This is a genomic window from Mesorhizobium sp. WSM4845 (genome assembly GCF_055811455.1).
The window spans coordinates 100,750-112,783 of sequence record NZ_JBVVQA010000004.1 but is presented as its reverse complement, the minus strand read 5'-3'; the positions used below and the strand labels follow the sequence as shown (position 1 = coordinate 112,783).

Sequence of the window (12,034 nt, the reverse complement as noted above, 5' to 3'; positions counted from 1 at the left end):
CGGGCGAGGCCCACGACTCGCCCCGGGTGGTGGATCGGCGCGCAACGTCGAAGGAATGAGGCAGCGGCGATTTCAAGCAAATTGCCAAGCTGCAACATCCTTCATCCGTCGCCATCGGCGACACCTTCTCCCACAGGGGAGAAGGGAAGGCCGCGCATTCACTCGGCCAATAAAATAAAAAACCGACGTCAGCTTGCTTCTGACGCCGGTCATTTAGGTTTTGGGATCGTCGCACTCGATTTCTCCAAGGGAGAAACCGAGGTTGGTTCGATCCGACGCAGACCCGTGGGCGGGGGGCTTGGGGTTTACGAGCCAGTGCCGGACCGAACCGTCTCAGGCAACATCCGTAAATTCGTCGGAGATTGGGGCTTTAGCGCGGTTAAAAGAAGGCGGGATTGTGGCAAAGCATCACCAATTTCAACGGGCGTTTTTATAAACGTGACTGGACACCGCGGAAACGTTGCGCCGCCAGCCTTTTCCCAGCCGGGCTTGCAATTCCATGGCGAAAGCGCCAACTTTGATTAATGTAAGATTCATTCGAAGGGATCGAGGCATGACTGATCACGGCAGTGGCACGGAGGATGGGGACGCATCCGCAATACTGATCCCGCTGCATGAGGCAAGACGTGAACGCCTCGACCAGCCGGTGCGGTTCGACCGGCGTGAATTGGACCAGATCCTGAGGCTTTACGGGCGCATGGTCGCCGCCAATGAATGGCGCGACTACGCCATCGACCATCTTGCCGACCGCGCCGTCTTTTCCGTCTTCCGTCGCACCAGCGAGGTGCCGCTGTTCCAGATCGTCAAGGATCCGAAGCTGGCGCGCCGGCAAGGGGCTTTCGCCGTCATCGCCGCCGGCGGCCGCATCCTTAAGCGCGGCCAGGAGCTTGGCCGCGTGCTTGGCGTGTTCGACCGCACGATGAAACTTGTCGAGGCCTAACTACTTGTTGTGCTTCCGGAATCTCCGTTCCGGCAGTGAGTTGGGATCGGGCGGAACCTGAGACCCGCCATTGATCGGCAGTTGCATGAACACCGTGTCGAGCCAGCGTCCGAGCTTGTAGCCGGAGGCTTCCAGACGGCCCGAATGGCGAAAGCCGAGCTTTTCATGCAGCCGGACCGAGGCACTGTCCGGCCGACCGTCGCCGATCACCGCGATGATCTGGCGGAAGCCCGCCGCCTCGGCCGCCGCGATCAGCCCTTGCATCAGCTTCAGCCCGATGCCATGGCCCTTGGCCTCGGGCGCGACATAGACAGAATCTTCGACGATAAACCGGTACGCAGGCCGCGCCCGGAAAGCGCCGGCATAGGCATAACCGAGCACGATGCCGGCTTTTTCCGCCACCAGATAGGGAAAGCCGCCCGCTATCAAACTGTCGAAGCGCTCGCCCATCTCGGCACGATCAGGCGGCTCCAGTTCGTAGCTCGCCGTGCCGTGGATCACCGCATCGGCATAGATGGCGGTGATCCGGTCGAGATCGGCCGCTGTCGCGCCGCGTATCGTGATGGTGCTCATAATTTATGCAAGCCGTTCATCTGCCTTCTATAACAGCAAAGGCCGGCACAGAAGGAAAGGGCGGCCGTTGGGCCGCCCTTTCCAAATTCGCTGGTCCACAGACTCAAGGGGCCGTTGTTAACGGCGATCGCCCATGAACTGCAGCAGGAACATGAACAGGTTGATGAAGTCGAGATAGAGCCTCAGAGCGCCCATGATAGCCTTGCGGCCGGCGACATCAGTCTCGTCGCCCTCGAAATACATCTCCTTGATGTTCTGCGTGTCGTAGGCGGTCAGCCCTGCGAAGATCAGCACGCCGATCGCCGAAACGGCGAAGGAAAGCGCCGACGACTGCAGGAAGATGTTGATCACACTTGCGATGATCAGACCGACCAGGCCCATGATCAGGAACGAACCGAGCCCGGAAAGATCGCGCTTGGTCGTGTAGCCGTAGAGCGACAGTCCGCCAAAGGCGGCGGCGGTGGCGAAGAAGGTCTGCGAGATGCTGGCGGTGGTGTAGACCAGGAAGATCGACGACAGTGACAGGCCGACGAGGCCGGCATAGACCCAGAACGTCGTCTGCGCGGCCGAAACGCTCATCGACTGGACGCGAAACGACAGGAACAGCACCGCTGCCAGGGGGGCAAAGATCACCAGCCATTTCAGCGGCGAGCCGAAGATCGCGTAGCCGAAGGATGTCAGCATATCGCCGTTCGGCAGCGTAGCGACCGCCGAAGCCGGATCGGTGGTGGTGGCCAGCATGATCGTTCCGACCGCGACGAGGCCGGTGATGAGGAGGCCAAGCCCCATCAGATTGTAGACCTTGATCATATAAGCGCGCAGGCCCTGGTCGATAGCAGCATCGACGCCGACGCCGGGCACGGCACGCGTCTGATAATTGCGAACGGGTTCAGCCATGGAAATCCTCATATTGCTTCTGCCCCGTCCGGTGTCCGGTCGATTTGGACCGAGGCGCCGCTGGCGGGGCTCCAGCATGCCTGCCGCGAAATATGATGGTTATTGGCGTCAAGAACAAGACCGTAACCGCGCGTAATGCTTCGTGAAGTAGCAAAAATCCGGATTTATCGGCCGTCCGAAGCCCAACATTAACAAGATTTAACCGAATCCCGGTCGCGTTGAGCTTGCCGATCCTTGCAGATCAGAGATTGCGCAGGACCGGCGCCGCCTTGTGGCCCAGCACCCGCCAGGTGCCGGCGAGGCCGATGCCGACCGTGACCAGCAAGGCAAAGACGATGGTTGCCACCGCCACGTCGGGCATGAAATGCGACGGCAGTGTCATGACGCGCGCGACAACGAACCACGCCGCAATGCCGCCTGCCGCCAGCGCGAAGATCGCAGTGGCGAGGCCGATCAGCATGTATTCCAGCGAAAAGGCCGCGATCAGCGTCTTCCTGGTCGCGCCAAGCGTTTTCAGCACCACCGCATCGTGGATGCGGGCGCGGTTGCCGGCCGCCAACGCGCCGGCCAGCACCAGCACCGAGGCGATCAGCGCCACGCCGGCCGCGGCCCTGATCGCGGTGCCGAGTTGCGCCACCAGCCGGTTGACGATGTCGAGCGCGTCCTTGACCCTGACCGTCGTCACCGCGGGAAAGGCACGCGTGACGGCGTTGAGAAGACGGGCATCGTCGGCCGGCGACGCGCCCTTTTCGGTCAGCGTCGCCAGCCAGCTGTGCGGCGCGCCGGCAAATGTGCTGGGCGAGAACACCATGACGAAATTGATGCCCATCGTCTCCCACTCCACCTGGCGGAAATTGGCGATCTTCGCCGTCACGTTGCGGCCGAGCACGTTGACGGTGACGGTATCGCCGAGTTTCAGTCCGATCTCTTTGCCTTCTTCGGCCGAGAACGACACCAGCGGCTCGCCGGCATAGTTGTCCGGCCACCATGTGCCTTCGGTCAGCGTCGCATTCGCAGGAATTCTGGCCTCGTAGGTCAGCCCGCGATCGCCGCGCAGCACCCAGGCCCCTTCCGCCGGGACCTTGACCTTGTCGACGTCGACGCCGTTCAGCGCCATCACCCGGCCGCGCAGCATCGGCACCTTGACCAGCGTGCCTTGCGGCGCCTCCCTGCCGACCAGCGCCGAGAACGCATCGACATCGCTGCTCTGGATATCGACGAAGAAGAAGTTCGGCGCCCGCTCCGGCAGGCTGCCGGAAATCTGCCGCCTGAGATTGCCGTCGATCAGCGCCAGCGTCACCAGAAGCGTCAGCCCCAGTCCCAGCGACAGCACCACCGAGGGCGTCAAGGCGCCCGGCCGATGGATGTTGCCGAGGGCGAGCCTGAGCACCGTCGAGCCAACGCGCGGGCTCCTTTTGGCGGCCCACTGCACCAGCGCGCCGACAAGGCGCAGCACCAAAAAAGCAAAAATGGTGGCGCCGACGAAGATCGAGGCGATGTAGCGGTCGCCGGAAAACAGAATGGCCAGCGCCGCCAGCAGCAGCGCGATGCCGAGCGCCGCCGCCGTGTAGAGCGGGCGCGGAAAACCGCGGCCCTCAAAACCCATTTCACGAAACAGCGCCGTCGCCGGCACGTCGCGCGCCCGGCCGAGCGGCAGCAAGGCGAAAGCCAGCGTCACCAGCAGCCCGAACAGCGCCGCCATGCCGAGCGCGCCGGGATAGAATCCGCCTTCCGCCGGCACCGGAATGATCGACTGGAGCGCCGCGCTCGCCGCGAACGGCATCAGCGCGCCAAGCACGACGCCGAGCGTGATGCCAAGCACGGCGATCATCAGGATCTGCACCAGGTAGACGGCAAAGACGAAACCGCCCGAAGCCCCCAGGCTCTTGAAGGTGGCGATGACGCCGCGCTTGCCGTCGAGATAGGCGCGCACCGCATTGGCGACGCCGACGCCGCCGACCACCAGCGCCGTCAGCCCGACCAGCGTCAGGAACTGCGAAAACCGTTCGATATTGGCGGACAACGCCGGTGCTGCATTGCTGCGCGTGCGGATCGACCAGCCGGACTCGGGAAACTCCTCCGCCGCCTGATCCTGAATGGCTTTTATGCGCGTCTCGCCGGTGCCGCCGGGCAGGCGGACCTTGTAGGCGTTCTCGACCAGGCTGCCGGGCTGGATCAAACCGGAAGCGGCAAGCCCGTCCGTCGAGATCATCAGCCGCGGCGCAAAGCCGAAGCCGTCGGATACCGCGTCCGGCTCGTTGACGAGCCGGGCGCGCAGTTCGAAGGTGGCGCTGCCCAGCTTCAGCCGGTCGCCGATCCGAAGGTTCAGCCGCTCGAACAAAAGGTCGGGTGCGGCGGCGCCGAAAACACCGGATTTCTCGCCGAACAATTCCTGCTTCGACAGCACCGGCTCGGTCTGCAGCGCGCCATAGAGCGGATAAGCGCCGTCGACCGCCTTGGCTTCGACCAGCGCCTGGTCGGAGCCGTCATCGAGCCGCGCCATCGAGCGCATATTGGCGCTGTGCGAGACCGTGCCCAGCCCGTCAAGAAAGACGTGCTCGGCTTGTGTCGCGGCGCGCTGATTGAGCTGAAAACGAAGATCGCCGCCGAGCAGCGACTGGCCTTCGTTGGCGACACCGGCGGTAATCGCCCGGGCCACCGAATTGACACCGCCGATCGCCGCGACGCCAAGCGCAATGCAGGCAAGGAAGATCAGGAAGCCGGACAACCCGCCGCGCATCTCGCGCAGCGAGAAGCGGAAGGCGAGCTTCAGCGTGCGCGACAGCGGCATCAGGCCGGCACCTTGCCAGGCTTTGGAGCTGATTCTGGCGCATCCTCGATCCGGCCCGACCGCATCGACACCTGCCGGGAGCAGCGTGCGGCGAGCGCCGGATCGTGGGTGACCAGCACCAGCGTCATGCCGCGCTCGGCCGCTTTGGCGAACAGAAGATCGGCGACCTGCCGTCCCGTCGCCTGGTCCAGGTTGCCGGTCGGCTCGTCGGCGATCAGGATGCGCGGCGAAGGCGCCAGTGCCCGGGCGATCGCCACACGCTGCTGTTCGCCGCCGGACAATTCGCCGGGATAGTGAGTAACGCGGTCGCTCAAGCCCACCGCCTCAAGCTCCCGCGCCGCCACCCCGAACGGATCGGCATGGCCGGCTAGTTCCAGCGGCACTGCGACATTTTCGAGCGCCGTCATATTGGGAATGAGGTGGAAGGACTGGAAAACGATGCCAATGTTTCGCCCACGAAACGATGCGATCCGGTCTTCGCTCTTGCCGTTCAGCAGTTCGCCGGCAATTCGTACCGTACCCGAATCGACCCTTTCCAAACCGGACAAAACCATCAGCAGCGTCGACTTTCCCGAGCCCGACGGCCCGACGATGCCGGTCGCCTCGCCATTTGCTACGTCGAGGCTGACGCCTTTCAGGACATGGACGGAAGACGCTCCTTCGCCGAGCGTCAGCGATACGTTTTTCAGCGCGATGACGGCTTCTGTCAAAATAAAATCGTCCTATATGGGAAAGGGAGGGCAGAATTCCGCCTACCGCCAGTATAATGTTCTCGGTCATATGGGGCCCTGCCGCATGGCTTTCAAACACCGACTTGCCGCAGCCTTCGTCCTTTTCCTCGGAATTTGCGGCGCCATTTCTTCGGCGCGCGCCGAGCCGTTCAAGATCGTCGGCTTCGGCGACAGCCTGATGGCAGGCTTTGGCCTCGGACCGGACGAAGGCTTCACCCGGAAACTTGAGGCAGCACTCCGCGCCAAGGGCCACGATGTGACCGTCGCCAATGCCGGCGTATCCGGCGATACGTCGAGTGGCGGCCTGTCGCGGCTCGACTGGTCGGTGCCGGACGGCACGCAGCTTGTCATTCTCGAACTCGGTGCCAACGACATGCTGCGCGGCGTTTCTCCCGATATCACCCAAAAAAATCTCGACGCCATGCTGGCGAAGCTGAAGCAGCGCAACATCGCCGTGCTGCTGGCCGGCATGCGCGCCGCCGCCAATCTCGGCGCCGACTACCAGAACGGCTTTGACGCGATCTTCCCGAAACTGGCGGAAAAACACGGCGTCCCGCTCTATCCATTCTTTCTCGACGGCGTCGCCGGCGAACCAGCCATGCAACTTGAGGACGGCCTGCACCCCAATGCCAAGGGCATCGACCGCATGGTCGAGCGCATACTGCCGGATGTCGAGAAAGCCATTGCCGTGGTTAAGGGCAACTCTTGAAGGGACCGGATTCGATGATGCCACGCATTCCCCGCACGATTTGATTTTAGGCCAGGTGCAACCAACAAACCGCTTGCCCCGCTCGATTTTCGATGATTCGCTAGGGGCAGAGTTCGATTCGAGGACAGGAGGCTTGCCATGCCGCGTCTTTTCACCGCCCTCGAAATACCGCGTGATGCCGCCCTTTCGCTGTCCCTGCTCCGGGGCGGCCTGCCCGGAGCCCGTTGGATCGACGTCGAGAACTACCATATGACGCTGCGCTTCATTGGCGATGTCGAGGGCCATGTCGCCGACGAGATCGCCAACGCGCTCGACCGTGTCCACCGCCCATCCTTCGCGCTGACACTGTCCGGCGTCGGCGCCTTCGGCCAGAAAAAACCGCACGCGGTGTGGGCCGGCGTCTCCTTCTCGCCCGATCTTGCGGCGCTGCAAGCCGAGATCGAGCGCATCTGCCAGCGCCTCGGCATCCCCGCCGACCCGCGCAAATTCATGCCGCATGTGACGCTGGCCAGATTGCGCAATTCGAGCCCGCTCGACGTCGCCCAGTATCTCTCGGCGCGCGGCAATTTTTCGACGCTGCCCTTCCGTGTCGGCCGCTTCGTCCTGATGTCGTCGCGCGATTCGGTCGGCGGCGGACCCTACATCGTCGAGGAGGCCTGGCCGCTGTCGGGCGCCGACAGCCGTGCCTCGAGCCGCGTCGCCAGCGCCTCCGACGCTTCGCGGATCATGCGGTAGACCGAGGCAAATGCCTCCGGCCCCTGATGATAGGGGTCCGGCACGTCGCCCACCTTTCCCTCGGCGAACTGAAGGAACAGATGGACACGGTCGCGCATGGCGGCAGGCACCAGCGCTTTAAGATCCCGGAGATTCGATCGGTCCATGGCGAGAATGAGGTCGAAACGCGAAAAATCGTCCGACGCCAGCTTGCGCGCCGTCTGTCCGGAAATATCGACGCCGTGCCGCTTGGCGATCGAGATCGAGCGCGGGTCGGGTGCCGAACCGGCTTCCCAGTCGCTGGTCCCGGCCGAATCGAGCAGGATATCCCGATCGAGGCCGCGCTCTGCCAGGACGGCGCGCAACACGCCCTCCGCCAGTGGCGAGCGGCAGATATTGCCGAGACAGACAAAGAGAATGGATTTTATCGGCTTGGCGCTCATCGATCCGGCACTATGCTGAAGACTGCAAATCCAGATAGCACGGGAAGCGACCATGGCGAGAGAGAAACTGGGCAGGGAGGCGGTCGCCGAGGCGCTGGCCGGGCTCGACGGCTGGTCGCTGGCCGAGGATGGCGGCTCGATCACGCGCAGCTTCACCTTCAGCGATTTTTCCGAAGCCTTCGCCTTCATGACCCGCGTCGCCTTGGCGGCGGAGACGATCGACCATCACCCCGACTGGTCGAACGTCTACAACACCGTGAACGTGACGCTGAACACCCATGATGCCGGCGGCCTGACCGCGCTCGACTTCGAACTGGCCAGAACGATGAGCCGCTATTTCGGTCAGGTCGTTGGAGATCTGTCGACGCCGTAGCCTGATTTTTCAGGCCGCGGAACCGGGCTCTTGTAGTGGACTGGCGCTTTCACCACATTTTCCGCTGGCAGGCGCGCGTGGAACGCCATGCGCAGCCTCGTTAGGAGAGACTGATGGCGCAAAAATCAGGTTTTGATTTCTTCGGCTTTGGCGGCAAGCCGGGCGACGAGAGCGAAGTGCGCGAGAAATTCTGGCGCACGGCCAAACGGGCTGCCCGGCAGATCCCGTTCATGGAGGAACTGGTCGCCGCCTACTACTGCGCCATGGACAAGAACACGCCGCTGCGCGCCAAGGGCATCCTGGTGGCGGCGCTGGGCTATTTCGTGCTGCCGGCTGACGTCATCCCCGACTTCGTCCTCGGACTGGGCTTTACCGACGACATCGCCGTGCTGACCGCCGCGATCACCACCGTCAAAGCCCACATCACATCGGCGCATCGGCTCGCCGCCAAACAGGCGATTGCCGACAACGGCTGAGCCGGCGATAAGGCAGAAAAGTCAAACTCTTGCCGCTTTCGTGGCATCCAAGTCGCGAAAGGGACGTTGCAACTGCCGCTTTCGAGCGACGGGCGCAAGGATGGCGGCGGTTTCCTGGGGTGGATGTCCTTTTCCTGAGGGAACTTCACCGTTTGGTAACCCAGATTAAATCAAAATGAAGCGACGGGCAGGACGCCGAGCCGGCCTGCCTCCGCACCATATATGGGAAAAGCGATGCGCGGATTGATTGCTACAATTTCGAGCCTGGCACTGGTGGCCATGACAGCGCCGGCTCTGGCGCAGTCGGCAACCAAAATCGGCCAGCACAATGCCTGGGGCACCTACAGCTACCAGGCGTCGGGCGGCAAGGTTTGCTATGTGTTGACCGTGCCGACCGACAAGCAGCCGCCGACGCTTGACCATGGCGACATGTTCTTCTTCGTCAGCCAGCGGCCGGGACAGCAAGTGTCTTACGAGCCGCAATTCATCGCCGGCTACAATTTCCAGGAAAACTCCAAGGCCACCGTCATCATCGACGGCAAGAGCTTTTCGATGTTCACCCGCGGCAAGTCGGCCTGGGTCGAAAACGCCGCCGAGGAGCCGGTGCTGATCGCCGCGATGAAAACCGGCAGCGACATGAAGGTGCAGGCGAAGTCCGGCCGCGGCAACACCACCACCTATGTCTTTTCGCTGAAAGGCATTTCGGCGGCGCTGTCGTCCATCGCCAAGTGCAAATAGCCAAAGCCGGGTTTGAGTGAGCGGCCGGGTCCGGGCCTGGCACGGCTCTCCCTTCCCCCCTTGTGGGAAGAGGGTAAAGATCGCCCCTGCATGACTCCGCCGTCAAGCTGTGCTATGCGCCGCGCTTCATTTCGGGCACGATGCTGTAATCGGCCGTAAATCGCTTATATTGGCGCAACAATGACCCTCTCATTCGACCTTACCACTGAAGGCGCCCGTGACGCGTTGCGTGCCCGCGCCGCGCCGGCGGAAAAACCGTCGCTGATCGGCCTGACCCGCGCCGAGCTTGGCGCTGCGCTCGTTGCATCAGGCATCGTGCCGGAGCGCCAGGCCAGGATGCGCGCCCAGCAGCTCTGGCACTGGATGTATGTGCGCGGCGTCTCCGACTTTGCCGGTATGTTCAACATCTCCAAGGATCTGCGCGCCGAGCTCGACAAGCATTTTACCGTCGCCAGGCCCGAGATCGTCGAGGAGCAGATTTCCTCCGACGGCACGCGCAAATGGCTGTTTCGCTTTCCGCCGCGCGGCGCCGGCCGGCCGGTCGAGATCGAGACCGTCTACATTCCCGAAGAAGGCCGCGGCACGCTCTGCATCTCCTCACAGGTCGGTTGCACGCTGACCTGCTCCTTTTGCCACACCGGCACGCAGAAGCTGGTGCGCAACCTGACCGCGGAGGAAATCCTCGCCCAGCTTCTGACCGCCCGCGACCGGCTCGGCGATTTCCCCGACCGCGACACGCCCGATGGCGCCGTCGTTCCGGCCGAGGGCCGGAAAGTGTCCAACATCGTCATGATGGGCATGGGCGAGCCGCTCTACAATTTCGAGGCGGTGAAGAAGGCGCTGCTGATCGCGTCCGACGGCGACGGGCTTTCCCTGTCGAAGAGACGCATCACGCTGTCGACTTCCGGCGTCGTGCCGGAGATCTTCCGCACCGGCGACGAGATCGGTGTCATGCTGGCGATCTCGCTGCACGCCACCAATGACGATCTGCGCGACCTTTTGGTGCCGATCAACAAAAAATATCCCTTGAAAGAGCTGATCGCCGCCTGCCGCGCCTATCCCGGCCTGTCGAACGCCCGCCGCATCACCTTCGAATATGTGATGCTGAAGGACGTCAACGATTCGATCGAGGACGCCAAGGGACTGATCAAGCTGCTCAAAGGCATTCCGGCCAAGATCAATCTGATCCCGTTCAATCCGTGGCCGGGCACCAACTACCAGTGCTCGGACTGGGAGACGATCGAGAAATTCGCCGACTACATCAACAATGCCGGCTATGCCTCGCCGATCCGCACGCCGCGCGGCCGCGATATCCTCGCCGCCTGCGGCCAGCTCAAGTCGGAATCCGAGCGCATGCGCAAGGTCGATCGGCTCGCACTGGAAGCAATGATGATCGCGGGGCACGGCGAGGCGTGACCCGCCTTGTCGCCTACTTCATCCGCTTCGCCATCATCCTGATCGGTTATGGCGTTGCCGCGCTGGCGGCCGGCGCTTTCCTCAACGTCATGTTCCTGGCGTCGCTGGGCTTTACGCCGGAGCATGTGCAGCCGGCGGCGACGGCCTCGCTGTTTTTTTCAATCCCCTTCGTTGCGCTGTTCGTCGCCTATTTCGCCTTTATGCCGGCAGCGGTGGCGATTCTCGTCTCGGAAATCCTCGGACGGCGCGACTGGCTGTTCTATGCGCTGGCGGGCGCGGTGGTCGCGGCGGTCTTCCTCGGCTTCGCCCACCAGACCGCCGACGCCGATTTCGAGATCACCGACCCGCGCGTCGTCGCTGCCGTGATCGGCAGCGGCATGGTCGGCGGCATTTTCTACTGGCTGAGCGCCGGGCGCTCGGCCGGAAGCTGGCGCCAAGCCGGAAGGTCTACTTCGCCTGGGCGGTCAGGATCTTGAGCGCGAAGGCCGAAAACACCCCGGCGAACAGATAGTCGACGGCGCGCGTCACCCGCGGGCTTGCTTTCATCGCGGCCGAGAATTTTTCTGCCGCAAAGACCATCGGCGCTGTTACCGGGATCGACAAAACGACGAACATCGCGCCGAGGAAGAACAGTTTTCCGGGCGCGTTGGGATCATGGGCCGAGACGAACTGCGGCAGGAAGGTCATGAAGAACAATATGATCTTCGGGTTGAGCAGATTGACGCCGAGCCCTGCCGCCCACGCACGGAACAGTGAAATCTCCGGCCCGCTCTTCTTCTCGGGTGAAAACGCCGATCCCTTGGTGATCGCTTGCCAGGCCAGGAAGACGAGATAGGCAGCGCCGAGAATCTTCAGGACAAAAAAGGCCGCTGGCGAGGCGACGATCAACGCCGAGATGCCGACCACCACAAGCGTGGTGTGGATCAGCGTGCCGAACAGCGCGCCGGCCATCGAGGCAAAGCCGGTGGCGCGGCCATGGCTCAGCGTGCGCGACACGAACAGCGTCATGTCGGGGCCTGGCGTGATCGCCAGGATCACGGTGGCGATGGCGAATTGGATCAGCGTGGTGGTGTCGGGAATGAAGGACATCTGCGGGCCCCTGGATAAAGAAAGCGCAGCCTATAGCGCAGGTGCCTTATAGACGCCAGCTGCTCGCCAGCACGGCGCCTTGGAGTTGGCGAAGGCGCAGGGACATCCGATCTCCCCTTGTGGGGAGAGATCGGCAGCTGCACC

General features: G+C 63.1%; 14 protein-coding genes. 8 read left to right on the top strand and 6 right to left on the bottom strand.

Annotated elements, in window-relative coordinates:
- Window positions 1-553 precede the first annotated feature (553 nt).
- On the top strand, window positions 554-940 hold the full coding sequence (locus tag AC0L2C_RS06495; protein ID WP_473523003.1) for a DUF2794 domain-containing protein: 387 nt from the start codon (window positions 554-556) through the stop codon (window positions 938-940).
- Here AC0L2C_RS06495 and AC0L2C_RS06490 read toward each other — a convergent pair whose 3' ends face one another.
- The 4 genes from AC0L2C_RS06490 to AC0L2C_RS06475 form a co-directional block, all read right to left on the bottom strand.
- On the bottom strand, window positions 941-1,513 hold the full coding sequence (locus tag AC0L2C_RS06490) for a GNAT family N-acetyltransferase (RefSeq protein ID WP_128170074.1): 573 nt from the start codon (window positions 1,511-1,513) through the stop codon (window positions 941-943). It abuts the gene before it with no gap.
- A gap of 117 nt (window positions 1,514-1,630) precedes the next feature.
- Window positions 1,631-2,410, bottom strand: a complete 780-nt coding sequence (locus tag AC0L2C_RS06485) for a Bax inhibitor-1/YccA family protein (RefSeq protein ID WP_473523002.1) — start codon at window positions 2,408-2,410, stop codon at window positions 1,631-1,633.
- Window positions 2,411-2,651: 241 nt separating this feature from the next.
- Window positions 2,652-5,201: an ABC transporter permease gene (locus AC0L2C_RS06480; protein WP_473523001.1), complete on the bottom strand. Its 2,550-nt coding sequence runs from the start codon at window positions 5,199-5,201 to the stop codon at window positions 2,652-2,654.
- Entirely contained in the window at window positions 5,201-5,911 is a 711-nt protein-coding gene (locus tag AC0L2C_RS06475; RefSeq protein ID WP_473523000.1) for an ABC transporter ATP-binding protein, read from the bottom strand. The genes AC0L2C_RS06480 and AC0L2C_RS06475 overlap by 1 nt, the downstream gene beginning before the upstream one ends.
- 85 nt (window positions 5,912-5,996) lie before the next feature.
- Between AC0L2C_RS06475 and AC0L2C_RS06470 the strand changes: the two genes are divergently transcribed.
- Window positions 5,997-6,641, top strand: a complete 645-nt coding sequence (locus tag AC0L2C_RS06470) for an arylesterase (RefSeq protein ID WP_473522999.1) — start codon at window positions 5,997-5,999, stop codon at window positions 6,639-6,641.
- Window positions 6,642-6,779: 138 nt separating this feature from the next.
- On the top strand, window positions 6,780-7,376 hold the full coding sequence (gene thpR, locus AC0L2C_RS06465) for an RNA 2',3'-cyclic phosphodiesterase (protein WP_027153691.1): 597 nt from the start codon (window positions 6,780-6,782) through the stop codon (window positions 7,374-7,376).
- Here the strand turns inward: thpR and AC0L2C_RS06460 are convergent.
- Complete coding sequence (locus AC0L2C_RS06460; RefSeq protein WP_128188233.1) at window positions 7,280-7,798, bottom strand: low molecular weight protein-tyrosine-phosphatase; 519 nt, start codon at window positions 7,796-7,798, stop codon at window positions 7,280-7,282. The two genes, thpR and AC0L2C_RS06460, sit on opposite strands and share 97 nt — an antisense overlap.
- Before the next feature lie 52 nt (window positions 7,799-7,850).
- On the opposite strand from AC0L2C_RS06460, the gene AC0L2C_RS06455 reads away from it, so the two are divergent.
- The 5 genes from AC0L2C_RS06455 (at window position 7,851) to AC0L2C_RS06435 (ending at window position 11,277) form a co-directional block, all read left to right on the top strand.
- Window positions 7,851-8,171, top strand: a complete 321-nt coding sequence (locus tag AC0L2C_RS06455; RefSeq protein ID WP_473522998.1) for a 4a-hydroxytetrahydrobiopterin dehydratase — start codon at window positions 7,851-7,853, stop codon at window positions 8,169-8,171.
- A 113-nt stretch (window positions 8,172-8,284) separates the two neighbouring features.
- On the top strand, window positions 8,285-8,647 hold the full coding sequence (locus AC0L2C_RS06450) for a YkvA family protein (protein WP_023803329.1): 363 nt from the start codon (window positions 8,285-8,287) through the stop codon (window positions 8,645-8,647).
- A 234-nt stretch (window positions 8,648-8,881) separates the two neighbouring features.
- On the top strand, window positions 8,882-9,385 hold the full coding sequence (locus tag AC0L2C_RS06445) for an invasion associated locus B family protein (protein ID WP_473522997.1): 504 nt from the start codon (window positions 8,882-8,884) through the stop codon (window positions 9,383-9,385).
- Between the two features lie 180 nt (window positions 9,386-9,565).
- Window positions 9,566-10,801 carry a dual-specificity RNA methyltransferase RlmN gene (gene rlmN / locus AC0L2C_RS06440; RefSeq protein ID WP_027153688.1) on the top strand — a complete coding sequence of 412 codons (1,236 nt, stop codon included), beginning with the start codon at window positions 9,566-9,568 and terminating at the stop codon, window positions 10,799-10,801.
- Entirely contained in the window at window positions 10,798-11,277 is a 480-nt protein-coding gene (locus AC0L2C_RS06435; RefSeq protein WP_473522996.1) for a hypothetical protein, read from the top strand. Before rlmN ends, AC0L2C_RS06435 begins: the two co-directional genes overlap by 4 nt.
- Here AC0L2C_RS06435 and AC0L2C_RS06430 read toward each other — a convergent pair.
- Entirely contained in the window at window positions 11,249-11,890 is a 642-nt protein-coding gene (locus AC0L2C_RS06430) for a LysE family translocator (RefSeq protein WP_287173053.1), read from the bottom strand. The two genes, AC0L2C_RS06435 and AC0L2C_RS06430, sit on opposite strands and share 29 nt — an antisense overlap.
- Window positions 11,891-12,034 lie beyond the last annotated feature (144 nt).